Genomic DNA, 20,504 nt, shown 5'->3' with positions numbered 1-20,504 from the left:
ATATGACTATTTCCCGTTTAGATTTAAAAGTATTTAAACCTGAGTTACTGGGTTCAAGTAATGAGGCTGGCGGCCAACGGACTAAGAACGCTGTGCAGTCAGGCCAGCTTAATGAGCTATTTTCAGCGATATCCGATATCGACCATGCCCAATCCAGTATCGACATTGTAAAAGCGTTCCCTGCACTAGATACGCCAGACACCAGCACTTTGATTGATGCCCATGTGTTTATCAGTGAGCCACCGATAGACCCATTAGTTAACGTATTCATGATCGAGTCTGCCGCGCTGGATGATGAGTCTCGCATGACAGATATGAAAGAGATCATTGAGTCGTCAGTCACTGCAGGGGAATTGATCCGTGAAGGTGGTCCAGGCTTCCTTGTGAACCAAAACTCGTTTTCCTCAGATTACCTGCAGTCGTCCTATCACTTTAATGACCGCGACTATTGGAAAACCACTTATCTGCAGGTTGGCCAAGTGATCTGTATTACCGTGGAATATCCTGGTATTGAAAACGTGGCATGGCCACGCAAAACCCATTTCGGCAAAGTCACGCGTACCAGCATCGTGAACGGTGCTGTGGGTACCGTAGTATTCGACCCGCCGATCCCTTTTGCGACACCAGAACCCGGTTTGCAAATCAATGGCCAGAGTAAGTGCACTCGCTTGCGATTATCTAACACTGCATCACCATTGAAATTCCACGGGGTAACTAAGCTGACTGCCGCCGCCAGCGGGGTAAGTTTAGCTGTGGGCGCGACTCAATTATCGTTACTGCCTGCGATCACCACTTTAGCGCCAAAGCCCGGCAATACCATCACGGGTGGCAGTGATAACGGCGATGCCACTGTTAGCCAAGTGATCCGCAAAGTAATTAGTCAGCCAAGTGCCCAAGGGACGTACAGCTATACCTTCACCACAGCGGATTTACTGATAGACACTGATGTTGTCACTGCAGTATCAACAGATCCTTATGGCGTTTTCGGAGGGAGTAGTGCTTTAGTTCAGTCGATTACTGTCGGGACAGGGAACGTGACCGTTACGCTACGGCCTGATGTGCGCTTTGCCTATAATCCCACTGTCTCGCTCTATTATGTTTCTGCTTACAAATACAGCATTTACTCAAGCGCTAGTGCATTCCCAGCGAATAAGCAGCTAACGGTTGGCAGTATCAAAGGTCGCGCTGTGTTTGCCGATAGTAACTATGTTCCTCAGGATGTATTTGAAAATGTGAATAGCGGTATCGGTAAGTTGTATGACACCACTGAGTTGCTGGCGACCATTGATTATTTTACTGGGGTGGTAACTAAGCAAACGGTAAGCCGTGGTGATTTTACACTGACCTATTCAGGTTTAGTTGAATCAACCACTGCAGCGGCTGCAGGCGATACTACGGCTAAATTTGCCTTGAGTGTGGCTAACCCATTGTTAGAGAGCTTTTACGTGCAGGTTGAACGGATATCCGACCATGCCATTATCAGCGCCTCATCTGACAACCAAGGCGTGATAACGGGCAGTGGCATTAGCGGCACTATCGTAGATGGTTTGGTTGAACTGTTATTTACCAATCCGGTGGATTTAACCACGCTGCGCTATGACATTACCGAACAATTGCGCCAGTTACCCCCCGCCGAGATTTATGGGCTAAACCCACTGCGTATCCCCAATGATGGCATTGTCGATATGTTCAGACGCTGGGGCACTGTCGCGCTGTCTCATACTCAAGTGCAGCAAGTCACAGGCTCTGTCGGCACTGTGTTTACGATCCGTGAAAATGCCCAGTTTGTTGATATTGCCGATGCCAATGGCGCAAGCCTATGGACCCCTAATAATGACCATTTCACCGTAAACAAGGTGGCAGGAACGGTCACGATTAACAGTGATTTTACGGGGTTTACTGCGCCGTTTGTGCTAAGCGATACCATTATGGAACTCGGTCTAGTTTCATCGTTTTCAGGCAATAGCCTTGTGTTGGCCAAGCCCTTAGCCCGTGAATATCCGGTAGGTACCACATTAGCCAGTGTGCAAATCCTTGGCGACCTGCAGGCGCGCGTTGGCAGAGTGCGCGATATGACGGCATGGGCTAACAATTGGGACCTCGATGGCGACCCAGCAACGGGCAACGTGAATGCGGTTGACTATCCGTTTGAAGTCAAAAACACCACTGCAGTGAATGAAGATTGGGTATTGATTATGACCTCAGCTACCGCATTTCGCTGTGTTGGCCGCCGTCTTGGCCAAATTGCCGCAGGCGATACGCTGAATGATTTTGCGCCCATTAACCCACTGACAAATGCCCCGTATTTCATTATTCGCTCAGGCGCATTTGGCGGAGGTTGGCAACAAGGCGAAGCGATTCGTTTCGCCACGTTCGCGGCCTCAAATCCGATTATGTTGCTGCGCAATGTGCAGGTTGGTCACAGTCAAATCACCACAGATAAAGCCGTGTTGTCATTTTTCGGCAACGAGTCATAGGAGAAATTGCAATGGGATTACCAGTTACTGTTTATCGTTATACCGATGCGGGTGCCCCGCAGTTGGTTAATGCTAATGCGTCAGAGTGGATTAACATTCTCAAAAAGGTTTTGGTCGAAGGTTATGGGGGTAAAGCCCCACTAGGCTGGACATTGGAATTTGAAAATGCAGCCGCTTTGAAAGTTGCGTTTCGCAACACCACAACTGACGGGGGGAGTGGCGGTTATTTTCAATTTAGTGGTGCGAACTCGAATAATGCTACTTGCTACATGTGGGCCAGTGCAGGCATGAGTGATCTCGATGCATTCATCAAAGAAGTGCCATACCGAGCTTTGATGAATCAATCGACTCATAGAGGTTGGGAAATTATTGGTACATCGAGAGGGTTTTATTTAATTTTACATCAAACCAATAAGATGACAATGTCAGACGGGAACAGCACTAGCAGCTATTCATATTTTCAAATGTATTTCATTGGTGACGCTGAGTCGTTTTATGCAAATGATCAAAGTACCTTCACCTTAATTAGCGGTACTGGTGGTGGTAATACAACAAATAATTTTGGTGTAAACCATAGCGTTAAATATGCACGATTTTATGATACCGATGGTGGGAATGGTGGGGTAAAAGAATACACCGCTAACGATCCATTTACAGGCAATAACAATACAGCAAGTTATAACCAAAATGCAGAAACCTTAGGTGTTCAGCACATATTATCACCATTACTACTGACTATTACTTATAACTCAACAGATCGTAACGGTACTGTTTCGGCAAGCAGTATGATTAGCCCAATGGTGAGAGCCAAAGTACCCGGTATGTATTCCTCATGCTTTATTGGATACAGGGATGACGATTGGCCGATTGATGTGCCGATGAATGGTGTCATGCATACGCTGTTAAGATCGAACTTTGTACCTCATCTTTGGATCAATACGGAACAATGGTATGACTAAAATTATCAATGTTTCTGCAGCAAAAGATAGGGCATTCGCTCAGGCTATGGTTGAAGTTGATGCCGATATTGACGCTGAGCGAGTATTGATTATTAATCGTTTAAGTGGTGAAACATATCAAAATTTCAAATTGCAAAACAATAAAGTGATGAAATTTATTGTTCCAATCCAACACAGTAATACTCACTCCTTACTGGTTGGAATATTAGATGATGATAACGTTTATAACTCTGAAATAGTTGATGGAGTTAAGGCCGAATTAATTAATGGCAACATTGTGAATGTACGCTAATGACAGCCATCATTTTAAGATTTACTAAGCCTTGGCCTAATAAAACTTCACCGATAAAAATCCGGTTTGGTGATGACTCTATTCCTGAGTTACCCGATCTACCTATCCGTGTTGGCAGCATAGGTATGCTTTGCGGTTTGGTAATGGATACAGGTCAAAGTGTTGAGCAGAAAATTAGCCTCATTACACGTAGCCAATCACACGGCACTCATGCACTTTTTGCATGGGAAAGTATTCTTCTAAAGCAGCAAATCAGCTTGTTATGGAATGCCTCGCCACCATTAGCGGGAGAAGCGTTCGCCATTGAGTGGCAGTGGAATACGTTGATACCTTTTCAACTTGATATGAATTGGTTGGTACCAGAGGCTCATAGTCAGCAAGCAATGAGCAATTGGATAGTGCCAGAGCTGCAGCAGACAGTGCTTGGAATGCAGTGGTCACAAGCAGCCGCCAAGAGCCAGCAAATTACCGTTAAATTGCATGTCGGCGAGCAACTCGCGACAGAGATAGCGCTTAGCTATACCAACATTCAAAGCCAAGGTGATAATAAGACTGTTGCATGGGCTCCCCATGCGGCGCGTTGGGTATGTTCCAGTAAATACGTACCTCCAGTGGGTAAGGTCACGCTGCGCTTTAGCGAACCTTGGATTAACTCAACCAGACCAACACGGCTTAGATTTACGGCCTCACCGAACGTGTGCTACTGGGACGATGGCGGCGGCCTGATAGGCACAAATCCATCTTTACCCACCATTGATTTTAAGATCCCCATCGAACCGCAAATCAGAAGGAGTTACCTCATGCAGCCTCAAATCAGTTGTGTTCGTGTGAGTGACGGCGTTGCTGTGGTGCTCAAATCTGTATCTATTTCCCAGTCCCGTTCGCAATGGGCCAGTAGCGGCAGTTTAACGTTTTCATCTCGTATTGATGCCGAGCGTGCCGCAAATGAATTGCTGAAAATAAGCATTAACGGCTATGACTTTTACCTGCTTTGTGAGTCTCCCAGCGAGTCTAAAGCCTTCGGTAAAACCAGTTATAGCGCGACAGGTCGAGGCCGTTTAGCAACTCTCGCCAGCCCGAACCGAAAGGCCATCAATTATGTGAATGTGGTATCCCGCAGCTTTATTGGTTTGATGGTCGATATTGTGGCCAATACTGGGTGGACCGTCGCCAGCCAGATCACCGATTACCCAGTACCCGCAAATGCTTTTAGCTATGCCGCAAAAACTCCCGCAGAAGCCATTAATATGATGGCAAACAGCATTGGGGCCATGCTCGATGTGAACGATGAAACTCAGACTATAACGGTGATCCCTCAGTGGCCAGTCGTGCCTTGGAATACCGCAAGCGCAATTCCCGATGTGATTTTGCACGATGGAGTGATCCTCGAATTTAACGAGCGTATCGACATTCGTCCCGATGCTAATGCGGTGTTTGTGCGTGGTGAACAGCAAGGTGTGGCGGCGAAAGTGAAACGTTTCGGGACCGCTGGAGACAACTTTGCTGCTGATATAGTGGATAAGTTAATCACTGATAATCAAGCCGCGAGAATGCGCGCAACGGCCGAATTAGCCAACGCAGGTAATAAGGTGCAAAACAGCATTCGCGCTAAGGTCATGGCGGATTTACCGCCCATGCGACCAGGCATGTTAATTGGGGTTCGCAAAGGTGCCGAGGTGTTTAAGTCAGTGTGTGAAAGCTTCAGCATAAGCGGCAGCGTTAATGAGTCAACGGGGATAGTTACAGTGAATCAGACCGTCACGCTATTGCGTAATGAGGCCATGGCATGAGCAACATCTATCAACGCTTAGCGAACCTAAACCCTAAGCCTCAGCGCAGTGTTGCCACTGTGATTAACGTGACGAATGGCACCACGACAGTGCAGCACGCCGATGGCAGTTATCAGACTGTTTTGGGTGACTCAGTTGCCAGCGGAAAAGTGTATATCGTTGATGGCCAGATCCAAGGCCAAGCTGCCGACCTGACGTATGTAGAATTAGAGATATAAAAAAGCCCCTCATCGAGGGGCTAGTCATACTACTTTTTGTCTTTTGATCTCAATGTTCTGACATCATTAATGATCGAGCTAATGTGTTCCGTCCATGCCGAGTGGCTCATCTGTCCTAGCTCATCTCGCTTACTTTCAACGCAATCAAGCATTATCACTAACTTGCTTTCTAAGCTTTGAAATGGGTCGGTACTCACAACGTGCATATAATCTCCTTTCATTTATTGCGTCAACAGTTACTAATTTTTATGGTTACAAGCTTTAACTGTGTGTTTTATGTTCAGTTAGTCTTACTCCTTCAGGATCATGCCGATCTGTATCTGGTTATGAATCTCAGAATAAAATAGTTCCTAAAACGCGCAATGGCATATTCAGACCCTTTTTATCGGTTAAAGAGATTTAACCACAGAAAACACCATAGGTTTTCTTTCGAAATTCAAAATGAAATACAGTTGCGTGATCTAGGAAGTGTGTTAGTAGGGAGAGTTTACGAGGTGTTTAAAGGTGGTTTATACCACCTTTAAAGCGGTTTAATTGGGATGGGTAAAAAGTGAGGCGATTAGCTGATATAGTGTGATCAACATTAGCGCGACAAGTGATCACAATTCGCGCCGCGCTACACTGCCAGAAGCAATTGCCATTCGAGATACTTATTTAGAAAATTGATGCTCGAAGTGCATTGACTAAGAGAAAGGCGCCATTGGCGCCTTTATTCTGCTTCAATATTTTATACTAATCATATTAAATCAAAGTATTACGCTTCATCTAATGAGTAGGGCAGGGCTTGGAGCGTTAAATGTGATTGTTCATCGTCGGCAAAACGTAGCTGAGTATCATTAGCCGTGTCATTAGGAAGTACGGCGGTTAACAAGACTTGGTTGCCGCGCTGTACAAACTCAATGATTTGACCGCCACGGCGAAAACTGTCTTCCATCGCGATTTCGAGGCCTGATGCTAGGGTGATTTGAAGATTGGTGTGACCGCGCAAAATATACAGGGCGCGTTTATTACCACCGCGATATTTCATTCGCGCTATGGTTTCTTGTCCCATGTAACAGCCCTTATTGAAGCTGATACCGTTAACCGCTTGTAGATTACACATCTGCGGTACGTACTGACTGGCATGGCTGGCGGCAAGGTTGGGGTAACCCGCTGCAATCTCTAACGCTTGCCATGCACTGGCGTCAAATACACTCAGTTCCGATTGCGCAACTAAAGCCGCTGCGGCATTTGGTGTTAATACTAAAATAAAACGTTCAGCGTCTTTTAAAATCGCACCCTTTTCAATGAGAGTGAGCTCTTGCTGAATGTCACCAAAATGTTTGTTCACGAATTGGCTTGCCTGTTCACCGGCAACCCCGAGCAGAGTCCATTCAGCGGATGCATTGCTTAGGGTGGCTTTACTAAACACGGCATATTTTTGTAACTGGGGTAAATCGACTTCGATGGCATCCTTTGGCATCAACATAAAGAGTGCATCTTGAATGGCAAAGGTTCTGAAACTTGCCAGCATTTTACCTTTAGGATCGCAATGGGCGCCCCAGCGCCATTGATCCGTGGCCAATGAGCTGATATCTGTGGTCACTTGGCCATGGATAAAACTGCGGCCTTGTTCTCCAACGACTTTGATGAGGCCCAAATGAGATAAGTTGGCAAGCATAAGTGGAGGCAAGGTAGCGTCCAGATCCCAATGGGGCGTAGAAACTGAAATAGTCATAGCGAGATCCTGAAAATGAAGACGATGTGAGAGGCTAGATTGTAACGGAATTCCAGTTAGCTCAAAAGCATAAGGCGCACATATCTGTGAATGATCTGTGCGCCTTAATATGTGTGCTTTAGTCGATAGGCTTAAAGCGAGTGGAGTTTAAAGTTTAAAACAGCACGCGGGTACGCAATGTACCTTCAATCGCTTTGAGTTCAACTAAGGCTTCTTCCGCTTGAGTTGTGTCGACTTCCATCACGACATAACCAATTTCTGCGGTGGTCTGCAAATATTGGGCGGCGATGTTGATGCCTTTTTCCGAGAAGGCTTGGTTGATCTTGATCAACACGCCCGGACGGTTTTGGTGAATATGCAGCAAGCGCGAGGTGCCTTTATGCGTTGGTAATGACACTTCAGGGAAGTTAACCGCAGAAACGGTTGAGCCGTTGTCTGAGTATTTAGCGAGCTTACCCGCGACTTCGATACCAATGTTTTCTTGGGCTTCGGCCGTGCTACCGCCGACATGCGGCGTGAGTAGAACATTGTCTAAACCGCGTAGAGGACTGATAAATTCATCGTCATTCGATTGTGGTTCAACGGGGAACACATCGATTGCGGCACCTGCGAGGTGACGTTCTTTTAACGCAACGGTTAAAGCTTCAATATCGACTACAGTACCGCGTGATGCGTTGATAAAGATGCTGCCCTTTTTCATTGCTGCAAACTCGGCAGCGCCTATCATGTCTTTTGTTTGTGGAGTTTCAGGGACATGTAAGCTTACTACATCAGCTTGTGCTAATAGGAGTTCCAACGAATGGACTTGTTGTGCGTTACCTAGTGGCAGTTTGTCTTCGATATCGAAGAACACGACGCGCATACCTAAGGTTTCCGCCAGAATGCCAAGTTGAGTACCAATATGGCCGTAACCAATCACACCTAAGGTTTTACCACGCACTTCATAGCTGCCCGCTGCGGTTTTCATCCAGCCGCCACGGTGAGCGATAGCGTTGCGTTCAGGGATACCCCGCATCAACATAATGATTTCGCCAATCACGAGTTCTGCAACACTGCGAGTGTTTGAGAAGGGAGCGTTAAATACTGGGATACCAAGGGATTCGGCGGTGGCAAGGTCAACTTGGTTGGTTCCAATACAGAAACATCCTATCGCGATTAACTTCTCGGCACGTTTCAGCACCTCTGCAGTTAATTGGGTACGCGAACGAAGTCCCACAAAATGCGCATCTTTAATGGACTCAAGTAAGGCTTCATCGCTTAAGGAAGCTTTGTGGTATTCGATATTGGTGTATCCCGCACGTTCAAATACATCGACCGCAGATTGGTGGACGCCTTCCAACAGCAGGATCTTGATCTTATCCTTGTCCAGCGAATGTTTCGCCATGATATGGGTACCCTCTAATTAATAGAAATGTTTCTTATGATATGCTCACAACCTTCACCCACCAAAGTAGCACTTTTTTTGCTCAGTGTGGAGGGCTAGATGGCTAAAGTTAATATTCTAAATTTAGAACAATATCGCATAAGAGGAAGAAACATTGAATAACAAAATCGCATGGTGCGGTATTTACCTCTCAGTTTTGGTGTGGTCGGCGATAAAACCCGCAGATCCTTTCACATGGTGGCTCGAAGCCTTGCCTGCATTGATTGCTGTACCGATTTTATTCTTTACTCGTAAACGTTTTCCACTAACACCTTTAGTATATTTTCTCGTCTTAATACACTGCTGTGTGTTGTTTGTAGGCGCTCATTATACTTACGCTGAAGTGCCGTTATTCGACACGATTGCCGATTGGATGGGTTCAGAACGTAATAATTACGATAAAGTGGGTCATTTTGCGCAAGGTTTTATCCCAGCTATGCTTGCCCGTGAAATTATGTTGCGTAATCAAGCTGTTAAACCTGGGGCTTGGTGTGCGTTTCTTGCCACTTGTTTTGTGCTCGCTTTTTCGGCGTTTTATGAACTGATCGAATGGTGGGTTGCTGTGGCAACCGGCGAAGGGGCGGAAGCCTTTTTAGGGACTCAAGGCTATGTATGGGATACCCAATCTGACATGTTTCTTGCCCTCATTGGTGCAATTGTCGCGTTAGCTTTACTGTCTCGTTTTCAAGATAAACAAATCGCGAGACTCAAGCAGAGGATTTAGCGGCTAAAAGTGGGTGATGCTCTCTGTTCGAGTTGTAAGACTTTCTTCCCTGAAATGTATGGTGTGAGTGTGATGACATTGAGTTGTCATACTTTAGTGTTGTTATTGTGTTTTCTTTGTGTTGCAACTTTGGATTGATAACGTCATAGTTGGAAAGTATTAGGTGCTGGGCGTTGGCCAAGTAAAACGGTATTTTTGACTGTTATTCCATTTTATTGTGGTGAGTTAGTCGAACCTACTAGCATTAAACAGGGAATAGTACATTTGGGTGATGTTTTTCAATCGTTAACTAGTCAGAATTAACTAGGTTAATGGAATGTTGAAAAATCTAACTAAAAAGACGAGTCAAACATACCATTTTGCAATAGAGAATACTTTTCAGGGAGGAGAGTCATTGAGCACAATTAATGAATTGGTTTTTTTACACCAAATGGCCGCGCCATGTCATTTAGCGTTACTCGCTGAATCCATAGGTTTGAAAACGCGTATAGTAAAGCATGCGGCAGAACTGGATTTAGACAAGAGTCGCCGTAGTTTTTATCTGATCACCCAAAAAGGTTCTGCATTAGATAACAAAGGGATACCTCTGTTAGCTTCGCGATTAGTGTCACATTTTCCTGTGGCGCTGTATCAAGTTGAGCGAGACTCCTTAGACCAAGAATCTGCAATGTTGCTCGGCATTCGAGGTATTTTATTTGCCGATCAACGTATGGATCTGATGTTAACGGGTTTACGTAAAATGGTGGCAGAGGAACTTTGGTACGATAGAACTTTGCTAAGCAAAATGTTCCGCCGTGTCGTACAAAAGTTAGAAGGTAATAATGAAATGCCCTCTGATACTGTGGCTATGCTGCAGATGCTGACATCCCGTGAACGCACTATCATTCAATTCGTATCGAGTGGTGCGAGAAATAAAGAAATCGCTCATAGGTTATGTATCAGCGAACATACAGTGAAGGCGCATATTTCTTCTATTTTCCGCAAGACACAGTCTCGTAATCGGGTTGAGCTTTTACGTTGGGCGCAAACCTATCAAACTCACTTTGAGCTGTGCAGTTAGTCAGTTAAAGATATTGGTCGTTAGCTTTTCGCTGTGAGTGGTTAATGTTAATGATTACTAGCATATCAACATAGAAAAGCGGGAATGTTTATTTAAACATTCCCGCTTTTTGTTTAATACCCTTTTTATAAACCACCACTAAAGAGTTTAGCTGTGGTGGTTTAACAGTATTGACTAGTATTGCACTACAGTGGCAACGTTCATATTGCCTGATTGGTTCACGTTGATGCTGTTGTTAGTGCCTGCTTGAGAACCTAACACTAAGTTGTCATTACCCGTTTGAGTGATTGACAGGCTGTTATTGTCACCGCTAACGCCAAATGAATTTGAAGCAAATGAAGTGTCGTTATCGCCGCCTACCCAGTTACCGTTACCTGATTGAGTAATTTGCGCGGTGTTTTCATCACCTTCAATAATCAGGTCAATAACGTTAAGATCGCCACTTTGAAGTGCGCTGACATCGGCATTGTTGTTGCCAGCAACAGAAATCAATGTTTCGTTCTCAGCGCCATCTTGCTCAACATCAACTTCGTTATCGCTACCCACGGTATCTACATAAGCAAAGTTCTCATCGCCTTCTTGGCTGACTTCAATACTGTTATCTTCACCATCAGCGAAGGCAATGATTTCGTTGTTATCGCCTTTAGAAGATAAATCGAAGTCATTATCTGTACCGTATGCACCAAAGGTCGCGAAGTTCGCATCGCCTTTTTGTTTCAAGTCAACATCGTTGCTATCGCCCCATACTTGGAACTCCGCACCGTTGACATCGCCTTTTTGAGTGATAGTAATATCGTTATCATCACCTTGGATATCGGCCACTAAAGTATCACCGATAGTGTTGCCGCTGCCATTTTGGGTAATATCGACACTGTTGTCATCACCCGTAGTCATCGCAAGATAAGCCGTGTTGCCGTTACCTTTTTGATCCATTGAAATATCGTTGTCGCTGCCGGCCAGTGCGTAAACGAAGCCAACATGGTTATCACCTTTTTGGACCATGTCTACTGTGTTGTCATTACCTGCAATACCTTTCGCTGCGCCAAAGTTATTGTTACCCGCTTGATTAACAGAAACGTCGTTGTTGTTACCCACGTTAGCGGTTAAGTCGAGAGCGATTAAACCTGCTTGGTTGTTGTCACCGATTTGTGTGATTTTACCGTCGTTGTTGCTGCCTTCAACGCGAAAAACTGCAAAGTTTGCGTCGCCTTCTTGCTCAACAAACACGCTGTTTTCAGCGCCAGTGATTTCAACTTGGCTTTCGTTGACTTCGCCTAATTGGTTAACGAATACTGTGTTATCGTTGCCAGTAACATCGCTACTGCTTTGGTTAAAGAAACCATCTTGCGACACATTTACATTGTTGTTGTCACCTACAACATTTGCACTTGCCACATGCCAGTCAACTTGTTGCGTTATTTGGACCTTGTTATCATCACCCGTTGAATTAATAGCCGCTTCATGCCACACACCGTCTTGGATGACGGTTGCGGTTTGATCTCTACCTGTTTGTACAACCGCAGCGGCGTTAAGGCCACCCGTTTGTGAGACTAAAGTGTCTTGGGCTTGGCCTGACTGTACTACGCTAATTTCACTCACTGTACTGGCAGCAAAAGCTTGACCGCTTAAACCTGTTGCAATGGCCAAAGCAATAAGTGATTTTTTAGCTTGTGATTTCATGTGACGCTCCCTGTTTAATATTGAGTTATTGAGATTGCAGCACCATCCGCAATCTGTTGAATCGAAAAGTTGCCGCTTCCTAGTTGGTTCAGTTGCACGAGATTGTCATTGCCAATTTGTGTCACTGAAGCCGTATTTTGACTGCCGACTTGCAGTAGTTGGACTTCATTGTTTGAACCAATCTGTGTGATTAGCGCATCGTTATCATTGCCCACTTGTGTTACATCGGCCTTGTTATCGCTGCCAGACTGGAACAGTAATCCTTGGTTGGCAGTGCCTTGTTGAACCAGCTCGATAAGGTTATCGCGACCGGAACGTTCCAGTAATGCCTGAAGGGTTACGGGTAACTCGTTGACATTCAGCTCTTGTGCTGAAGTCATACAACTACAGAGCAAGATCAGCGGCACCAAAAAGCGTATAGAGGTATTTGGCACGGGTGACTCCTTGCATCAAATATCTTGGGCTGCTTAAAGCAACTTGCATCCCAAATTCAGACCTGAAGATACGAGTCCCGTTAATATGTCGCAATTGGCCAAACGGGTATTTATTCTAGAAAGGATTAACGGAAGGTAAATGATAGCTGTATTTATATCGTATTGATTAAATAGATTTTATATGTTTATTGACGTGTTTTTATTTAAGGGGTCTAGTCTAGTTGTCCTAGTAGTTAAGTCGTATTTGTTGTGAAGCGAGTATTTGATTTTTAAACAATGCAATAACAAGTGAAGGGAAATACATCGACTATCGCGTTTGCATTTTCTTGATAAAAAAGCACGCGTTTGTGCCAGTGAGAAACTGCTGTGGAGTTTAATTAACTGTAGCAACCTATGTCATTTACCCTGTGTGCAACAACAGGCTTCTTGTCCTTGCAGTAATGAATTCTAGGTTAAACAAAGGGACATTACTGTGAGCGGAAGAGTAACCATTATTATGATTAAATTCCTTAATGGGGTAGAGAGAAGATTAATACTACTGTTTTATGCGAGATCAGTGCTTTTCTGGTTCTTTTAACTCTTCATGGAATGCTTCGGTACTGATTTGGCTTTTACGGTCTTCTAGTTGCTGCATCGCACTGTTATTACTCACAGTTAACGCATTGAAGCGAGTATTGATATCGTCCATTTCGTTAATGTATTCAGGATCGGTTTTCTCTTTATTTTGCCAATAACGCTTACGTTCTCATTTCTGCAATTCACTGGCGCGCAGAATTTCAAAATAGCTATTTTCCTGCTTAAGACGATATATCTCGCCGTCGAGTAACTGCAATAATTTTTCTTTAGAAATGGTTCGACTATTCAGTAGAGTGTGTAAGGGATCGACAGGAATGTCCCTTTTATCAGAGTCTACTTCAGTCGTTATCCCTAACTGGTATTCGATTTTATGTTGGCTAAATTCCTGCGGACAAGCGGTTTGGCTAAAGACAATTTTGTCATCTTTACGGCATTTATAAATAGTATTTGCCTGTATTGCAGTGGGCAAAATAACACAAATTAGGGTGAGTATCAGTCTTGCCATGAGGCCACAAATCCTTTGTACACTTGCATAGCTATTATGATTTAATTGTTTGATTAAGCATGATAAATAATGATTATGACGTTTACATTATTATGCCTTTATAACCGTTTTTATTAGGCTTAACCGGCTGTTAAGTCCAATAAATTAAAGGATTAGCCATGCATCATTAGAAGGTCAAATTCACTCGTCAATGTCTGCCGCTAATCATTTACCTTAAATTAACATCTGCATCATACTATGGCGTAAATTTAGGGATAAAACCAGTTTTTTGACGCTTCAAATTTTTAGCGCTGGGATTGATTCTAAAGAAGAAAATAGCTTCTGGTCGGTCATTAGGTAAATAAAAAGGAGCGACTGCTCCTTTTTATTTATTGATAACGCTTAAGAGATTAGCGATCGAACCTTAAGTTGTCGATAAGTCGCGCTTTACCTATATAGGCAGCGGCCAAAATGACTAAGGTTTGGTCTTGGCTCTGCGCTTTCTCAAGCGTGTGAGCATGACGAATTTCCAGATAATCCGGCGTAAAGCCCGCCGCCACTAAACTGATTTTCGCTTGCTCGGTGACAGCATCAACACTCTGACCTTGTTTGATCCCTGCAGCCATAGCATCTATTGCCTGTTTTAACGCTGGTGCCGCGGCTTTTTCTGCGGCGGTGAGATAACCATTGCGCGAACTCATGGCTAAACCTGAGTCCTCACGTATGGTATCAACACCGATAATCTCAATCGGTAATGACAAGTCTTCAACCATAGTTTCAATGACTAATAGCTGTTGATAGTCTTTATTGCCAAAGAGTGCCACATCGGGCTGTACTATGTTGAATAGTTTACAGACGATAGTCGCAACGCCTCGAAAATGCCCCGGACGGCTAGCGCCGCAGAGCAGATCTGAAATACCTGGCACTTCAACATAGGTTTGTTGCGCTAAGCCCTTGGGATACATCACGGCTGGTGTTGGGGTAAACAGCAACTCAGCGCCAGCGGCGGTGAGGGCTTCACTGTCGGCGGCAAGTGTGCGTGGGTAGGCATCGAGATCTTCATTCTGGCCAAATTGCATTGGATTGACGAAAATCGATACCACCACATGATCACAACGTTTAGCCGCTTCTTTCACTAAGGTGATGTGTCCCCGATGGAGATTGCCCATGGTCGGCACGAAGGCGACAGTTTCGCCCTTGGCACGCCATGCACGCACTTGAGTGCGAATATCATCAATATGGGCGCTAGTGATCATTGAGCCTTACCTTGCATAAATCTGTTATTTGTTAAAAGTGTGTTCTTCGCCAGGAAAAGTTCCTTGGGCAACTTCGTCGATATAAGCACGTACCGCAGAACGAATTTCACCGGTTTGTTTTAGGTAGTTTTTCGAGAAACGTGGAATGTAACCACTTGAAATACCTAACACATCATGCATCACCAAGATTTGACCGTCGGTCGATGCGCCTGCGCCAATTCCAATGACTGGAATCGTTAAGGCTTGAGTGATCGCCGCAGCGAGAGGTGCAGGGATACATTCCACTACGAGTAGTTGAGCCCCTGCAGCTTCTAAAGCTTTAGCTTCGTCGAGGATGCGCTGGGCATTTTCGGCATCGCGGCCTTGCACTTTAAAACCACCAAACACATGAACCGACTGAGGCGTTAAGCCTAAGTGGGCACATACAGGAATACCGCGTTCGGTGAGCTTAGTGACGGTTTCGAGTAACCAGTGGCCACCTTCGACTTTGACCATGTTTGCGCCAGCTTGCATTAACTCAGTGGCGTTGACCATGGCTTGTTCTGGCGTGGCGTAACTCATAAAGGGCATATCGGCGATCAGCAGCGCACGTTCGATACCGCGACGAACACAGCGAGTATGGTAAGCGATTTCTGCTGTAGTGACGGGCAGGGTATCGTCATGGCCTTGGAGAACCATTCCCAAAGAATCGCCGACCAGCAGCACATCGACACCTTCGCTATCGAACGCGCTGGCAAAACTGGCATCATAGGCTGTCAGTGCCGTGAATTTTCTACCTTCCTGTTTGTATTTCAACAGGGTTGAGCTAGTAATTTTAGACATATGGATGATCTTCAAACCAAATAGAAGTGGTGTTATAAGCTAACTGAGGACGGACTTCAATGATCAATGCCCAGTTGTTGTAACTCGGCCAACATTTTTGTATCGATAAGACTGTCGATGGCAGTGTTGCACGGCAGAATCAGATCCGGTGCAATTGCGGCTAAAGGCACGAGCACAAAGCTGCGCGTTTTCATGCCGTAGTGGGGCACTTTGAGTCTAGGAATGTCAATGTTCTCATTACCATACAAGAGTAAATCGAGATCTAAGGTTCTAGGCCCCCAACGCTCTAGGCGGACTCGACCTTGGGTGTTTTCAATATGCTGCAGTGCATCGAGTAAAGCTAATGGCGCAAGATCAGTATCGAAACTCGCCACCGCATTTACATAATCGGGTTGCACGACATCGCCCATAGGCGTCGAATGGTAATAGGGAGAAACGATGAGACTGTTGCCTAAGGCGGACAATGCCGTCACGGCATTGTCCAATTGAGCCTTGGGATCTTTAAGATTTGCGCCTAATGCGACGTAGACGCGGGGCATTATTCAGCCGTTTTAACTTTAGGTGTGCCACTCGCTTTAGGTGCGTTCGTCGGCGCTGAACCATCGGCATTAGGTGCACGAGGACGGCGACGACGTTGGGTGGCATTACGGTTGCGGTTTGGCGATTTACTGCCGCTACGCGCTATAGCTAAACGTTCTGTTTCATCGGCTTCGACAAATTGTTGCCACCAAGCGGCACTTTTAGCGATATTACCCGCTTCGACTTCGCCCCTGAGTAAGAGTAAATCGTATGCGGCTCTAAACTTAGGATGCTCCATCAGTTTAAAGGCGCGGGTGCCTTGGCTACGATCAAAGCGTAACTGCAACTGCCAAATGTCTTTTGCCGGCGTACTAAAACGGCGCGGAATACTAATGGTTTGGCATTGCTGCTCCATCACATCGCCCATGGCGGCAAAGAAGGCATCGTATAACGTCAGGCCACTTTCAACCGCGATATCTTCGGCGCGTTGACGCAGTGGATACCAGAGAAGCGCAGCATAGAAGAATGAAGGTGTGACCGGCTTATCTTCGTTAACTCTTTGATCTGTGCTCTTCATGATGGCTTGCACCATTTTCATGGTCGTACCTTTAGGATCATCTTTCAGCAGTGCTGCCACTTGCGGAAACAGCGGTACGAATAGCTTGTATTCTTGCATCAGTTCGAAGTTGGCTAAGGCTTTACCTGCAAAGAAGAGTTTTAACACTTCTTCGTACATACGCGCTGCCGGAATATCTTTGAGCAGCGGCGCTAATTGTTTAATCGGCGCTGCTGTTACTGTTTCGATACCCATGTTGAGTTTAGTGGCGAAACGCACCGCCCTTAACATACGCACGGGATCTTCACGGTAACGGGTTTCTGGATCGCCGATTAATCTCAGCGTGCCAGCTTTGAGATCGGCCATACCGCCGCCGTAGCTGCGAATCGAGTAATCGCTGATATCGTAATAGAGGGCATTGACAGTAAAGTCGCGGCGCTCGGCATCTTCATCGATTTCGCCATAGACGTTATCGCGCAGCAAACGCCCTTCGGCATTGGCTTTCGAGACTTTCTCATTGCTTTCGCCATGGTGACCACGGAAGGTGGCGACTTCAATCACATCGCGACCGAAAACAATGTGCGCTAAGCGGAAACGGCGACCGACAACACGGCAATTACGGAATAATTTTTTGATTTCTTCCGGTGTTGCATTGGTCACTATGTCGAAATCTTTCGGTTCAATCCCTAAGAGTAAATCGCGTACACCGCCGCCGACTAAATAGGCTTTAAAGCCAGATTTATTCAGTCTGTATAATACCTTAAGGGCATTCTCGCTGATTTGTTTGCGCGAGATGGTATGGGCATCTCTTGGTACTAACTCTAAACTCAAAGCACCGGAACTTTGTTCAGGTGTTGTTGGTTCAATCTGAGCTGGAGTCGGAGCGGTCGTTTTAGGCGCGTCTTCAAATAGCTGTTTGCAGAATTGGCTGATACGGCGAAAAATGGGACACCTCGAAATATGATCTGTTATTTGATTAAAAATCTGGCGGCTATCATATACCAAATGCGGCCTAATGAGTATATCAGGGCTCGATCAGTATCTCAGATTGTTGCGGTATAGTGGATAATTGAAACTGATCCACGGCTTGAGCGAGCATTTGTGCCACAGAGCCGCGGGTTTCGACTGGTGTTTGGCCTAAAAATGCCAGCGCCGCATTGAGGCTCGCCTGTGGATTAAGTGTATCAATTGCCTGTGCATGATTCTGTTTTGAGAGCTTAAAGCCTTTACTTAAGCAGGCGAGTGGCAAGTGCAGCCATTGCGGTGCGGCTAAACCAAAGCTTTGATACAAACTCAGTTGGCGACAACTGGCTTCGATTAAATCGCAGCCTCTAACCACTTCGGTGACCCCTTGATAAGCATCGTCGAGTACCACGGCTAGTTGATAGGCGTACAGACCATCACTGCGTTTGATGATGAAATCCTCTGCGGCAAAATGGCTATCTACGCAAATATGGCCCATTAGATTGTCATAAAATTCTTGCACTTGCGCCGTGTTGACGATTCGCACCGCACCCGACCTAACAAGATTTGCAGACTGGGTTTGTGGCAATCTGTGACAGCGGCCATCGTAGACGCCGCCCATGGCTTGAATTTGCTTGCGACTACATTGGCAGAAATAGGCTTTATCTTGGGCGAGCAGCGAGTCAATTTGCGCTTGATAAGCCGCTGTGCGCTGGCTTTGATACAGAGGCACATCATCCCACTCAAACCCATAGGCTTCTAAGGTGCGTAAGATATTATCGGCGGCGCCTTTGACTTCCCGCGGTGGATCTATATCTTCGATGCGAATTAGCCATTTACCCTGTTGCGAGCGGGCGCGCAGATAGCTGCCAAGGGCGGCGATAAGCGAGCCAAAGTGCAAGGCACCCGAAGGCGAAGGCGCAAAGCGGCCGACATAGGGCTGGCTGGATAAATCGAAATGTAATAGCTTTGACATAACAACTAGATGGCGTTTTAAAGTCGCGACGGTAAAAGTGGATGTATTTTAGAGGGATGCTAAGAGAAAAGCGAATCGGGGTAAATTGGAGTGAGCTTGGCTTAAACTCGTCGAGTTTACGAGTTGCTAGAAACAAATAGGCGGGGAAATCCCCGCCCAGTATGCTTGATTAACCAGCCATTTGTTTCTCTTTGATCTCTGCAAGCGTTTTACAGTCGATGCATTGATCGGCTGTTGGACGCGCTTCGAGACGGCGGATGCCGATTTCGATACCGCAAGAATCACAGAAGCCGAAGTCGTCTTCTTCAATTTTTTGCAGTGTTTTTTCGATTTTTTTGATCAGCTTACGTTCTCTATCGCGAGCACGAAGTTCGAGGCTGAACTCTTCTTCTTGTGCTGCACGGTCAACAGGATCGGGAAAGTTTGCGGCTTCGTCCTGCATGTGGCTAAGAGTACGGTCGACCTCTTCACGCAACTGATTGCGCCAAGCTTCAAGAATTGTCTTGAAGTGACCCAGTTGCTTAGCGTTCATATACTCCTCACCCGGCTTTTCCTGGTAAGGATTTACACCTGCGATAGCGAGTACGCCAAGTTTTTTGGTGCCTTCAGGCATAACGCATCTCCTGTAATCATTTGCGTTTGTAGGGCGTCCTTAAGAACGGCCGCTATCTATAGCAGAATCTTCACATCGAGGCAAACTTTTCATTCTGCTTTGATTGAATTTTTTGACTATGTTCGCTAATTCAAATGAAATCAAATTTAACTCAGCCTTAACATCATACTCGTACATCGCAGGCTTGGGCTAGGTGAATCTCAGTCGGGGAGATTTTACAGCGATAGGCTAGCACTTCAACGCCGGCTAACACAGCCATTTTCAGTAACTTAGCATATTCAGGGTCGATATGTGCTGCTGGGGCAACACTGAATATTTCACTATGCTGCACCACAAATAGCAATACTGCTCTATGGCCTTGACTCACCATGTGCATCAATTCACGTAAATGTTTTTGACCGCGTAGGCTCACAGCATCGGGAAAATAACCTTGGCCATCTTCGAGCAAAGTACAACTTTTGACTTCTATATAACAGGCGGGTTTTTGAGCACCCTGTAGCAGGATATCGATGCGACTATTTTCATCACCATATTTAACTTCACGGCTGAGGCTGTCATAACCCGTGAGCTCCTTGATGATACCTTTATTGATGGCTTCTTCGGCTAAGGTGTTCGCCTGACCTGAGTGGATACCGATCAAGCCAGCATTTGGCGTGGTCATCAGTTCCCACGTATGGGCATATTTACGTTTAGGATTATCAGAGGTAGAAAACCACACGGTTTCACCGGGATACAAGCAATTACGCATAGAGCCGGTATTGGGGCAATGTAGGGTGATCTCACTGCCATCGCTTAGCTGCACATCGGCCAGAAAACGCTTATAGCGGCGCAATAAAATGCCCTGTTGTAGTGGCGGTGTAAATTCCATAGGTAGACCTATCTCGGCTGTTCTAGGTCGCAAAGCCTAGCAAATTTCGCAAATGTTTACAGATTTTACCTGAGTAACTTCAGCCAATCACTTTGCG

Annotated in this window: 18 protein-coding genes and 1 pseudogene; 7 read left to right on the top strand and 12 right to left on the bottom strand. The window is 45.7% G+C overall.

All coding sequences use genetic code 11. The features are described 5' to 3' along the window. Window positions 1-2 precede the first annotated feature (2 nt). The 5 genes from L5M40_RS09500 to L5M40_RS09480 are packed head-to-tail and all read left to right on the top strand — an operon-like array spanning window position 3 to window position 5,736. On the top strand, window positions 3-2,477 hold the full coding sequence (locus L5M40_RS09500; protein WP_263256552.1) for a hypothetical protein: 2,475 nt from the start codon (window positions 3-5) through the stop codon (window positions 2,475-2,477). Between the two features lie 11 nt (window positions 2,478-2,488). Then, window positions 2,489-3,436, top strand: coding sequence for a hypothetical protein (locus L5M40_RS09495; protein WP_263256551.1), 948 nt, complete (start codon window positions 2,489-2,491; stop codon window positions 3,434-3,436). Next, window positions 3,429-3,728, top strand: coding sequence for a hypothetical protein (locus tag L5M40_RS09490; protein WP_263256549.1), 300 nt, complete (start codon window positions 3,429-3,431; stop codon window positions 3,726-3,728). The genes L5M40_RS09495 and L5M40_RS09490 overlap by 8 nt, the downstream gene beginning before the upstream one ends. Then, complete coding sequence (locus L5M40_RS09485; RefSeq protein WP_263256546.1) at window positions 3,728-5,518, top strand: hypothetical protein; 1,791 nt, start codon at window positions 3,728-3,730, stop codon at window positions 5,516-5,518. Before L5M40_RS09490 ends, L5M40_RS09485 begins: the two co-directional genes overlap by 1 nt. Then, a complete protein-coding gene (locus L5M40_RS09480; RefSeq protein ID WP_076500504.1) occupies window positions 5,515-5,736 on the top strand; it encodes a hypothetical protein in 222 nt (73 codons plus the stop codon). Before L5M40_RS09485 ends, L5M40_RS09480 begins: the two co-directional genes overlap by 4 nt. A gap of 754 nt (window positions 5,737-6,490) precedes the next feature. Here the strand turns inward: L5M40_RS09480 and ygfZ are convergent. Next, window positions 6,491-7,453: a tRNA-modifying protein YgfZ gene (gene ygfZ, locus L5M40_RS09475; RefSeq protein ID WP_263256544.1), complete on the bottom strand. Its 963-nt coding sequence runs from the start codon at window positions 7,451-7,453 to the stop codon at window positions 6,491-6,493. Window positions 7,454-7,607: 154 nt separating this feature from the next. Then, window positions 7,608-8,837: a phosphoglycerate dehydrogenase gene (gene serA, locus L5M40_RS09470; protein WP_105251515.1), complete on the bottom strand. Its 1,230-nt coding sequence runs from the start codon at window positions 8,835-8,837 to the stop codon at window positions 7,608-7,610. Between the two features lie 154 nt (window positions 8,838-8,991). On the opposite strand from serA, the gene L5M40_RS09465 reads away from it, so the two are divergent. Next, window positions 8,992-9,600: a DUF2238 domain-containing protein gene (locus tag L5M40_RS09465; protein WP_105251516.1), complete on the top strand. Its 609-nt coding sequence runs from the start codon at window positions 8,992-8,994 to the stop codon at window positions 9,598-9,600. A 394-nt stretch (window positions 9,601-9,994) separates the two neighbouring features. Then, a complete protein-coding gene (locus L5M40_RS09460; RefSeq protein ID WP_014611267.1) occupies window positions 9,995-10,660 on the top strand; it encodes a helix-turn-helix transcriptional regulator in 666 nt (221 codons plus the stop codon). A 174-nt stretch (window positions 10,661-10,834) separates the two neighbouring features. Here L5M40_RS09460 and L5M40_RS09455 read toward each other — a convergent pair whose 3' ends face one another. From L5M40_RS09455 to sfsA, 10 genes and pseudogenes are all read right to left on the bottom strand, one after another. Then, entirely contained in the window at window positions 10,835-12,340 is a 1,506-nt protein-coding gene (locus tag L5M40_RS09455; protein WP_263176449.1) for a curlin, read from the bottom strand. A 14-nt stretch (window positions 12,341-12,354) separates the two neighbouring features. Then, window positions 12,355-12,774, bottom strand: a complete 420-nt coding sequence (locus L5M40_RS09450; RefSeq protein WP_105251518.1) for a curlin — start codon at window positions 12,772-12,774, stop codon at window positions 12,355-12,357. Window positions 12,775-13,327: 553 nt separating this feature from the next. Beyond that, window positions 13,328-13,855: pseudogene (locus L5M40_RS09445) on the bottom strand (DUF4124 domain-containing protein). Between the two features lie 389 nt (window positions 13,856-14,244). Next, window positions 14,245-15,090, bottom strand: a complete 846-nt coding sequence (gene panC, locus L5M40_RS09440; protein ID WP_173246722.1) for a pantoate--beta-alanine ligase — start codon at window positions 15,088-15,090, stop codon at window positions 14,245-14,247. A 24-nt stretch (window positions 15,091-15,114) separates the two neighbouring features. Next, complete coding sequence (gene panB, locus L5M40_RS09435) at window positions 15,115-15,912, bottom strand: 3-methyl-2-oxobutanoate hydroxymethyltransferase (protein ID WP_028761774.1); 798 nt, start codon at window positions 15,910-15,912, stop codon at window positions 15,115-15,117. Between the two features lie 56 nt (window positions 15,913-15,968). Beyond that, window positions 15,969-16,451: a 2-amino-4-hydroxy-6-hydroxymethyldihydropteridine diphosphokinase gene (gene folK / locus L5M40_RS09430; RefSeq protein ID WP_263176450.1), complete on the bottom strand. Its 483-nt coding sequence runs from the start codon at window positions 16,449-16,451 to the stop codon at window positions 15,969-15,971. Next, the gene (locus tag L5M40_RS09425; RefSeq protein WP_263176451.1) at window positions 16,451-17,992 is read right to left on the bottom strand and encodes a polynucleotide adenylyltransferase PcnB; all 1,542 of its coding nucleotides are present in this window, start codon (window positions 17,990-17,992) and stop codon (window positions 16,451-16,453) included. The genes folK and L5M40_RS09425 overlap by 1 nt, the downstream gene beginning before the upstream one ends. 19 nt (window positions 17,993-18,011) lie before the next feature. After that, window positions 18,012-18,926 (bottom strand): tRNA glutamyl-Q(34) synthetase GluQRS, encoded by a 915-nt coding sequence (gene gluQRS, locus L5M40_RS09420; protein WP_263256542.1) that lies wholly within the window; start codon window positions 18,924-18,926, stop codon window positions 18,012-18,014. 169 nt (window positions 18,927-19,095) lie between these two features. Further along, on the bottom strand, window positions 19,096-19,539 hold the full coding sequence (dksA, locus tag L5M40_RS09415; RefSeq protein WP_006082967.1) for an RNA polymerase-binding protein DksA: 444 nt from the start codon (window positions 19,537-19,539) through the stop codon (window positions 19,096-19,098). A gap of 163 nt (window positions 19,540-19,702) precedes the next feature. Then, the gene (gene sfsA / locus L5M40_RS09410) at window positions 19,703-20,407 is read right to left on the bottom strand and encodes a DNA/RNA nuclease SfsA (protein WP_263176453.1); all 705 of its coding nucleotides are present in this window, start codon (window positions 20,405-20,407) and stop codon (window positions 19,703-19,705) included. Window positions 20,408-20,504: the final 97 nt, after the last annotated feature.

The sequence above is a fragment of the Shewanella sp. SM68 genome, from assembly GCF_025653925.1.
In the GTDB taxonomy this organism is placed as follows: Bacteria; Pseudomonadota; Gammaproteobacteria; order Enterobacterales; family Shewanellaceae; genus Shewanella; species Shewanella oncorhynchi.
The sequence above is the reverse complement of the archived record's forward strand: the minus strand, read 5'-3'. Positions and strand labels throughout refer to the sequence as shown.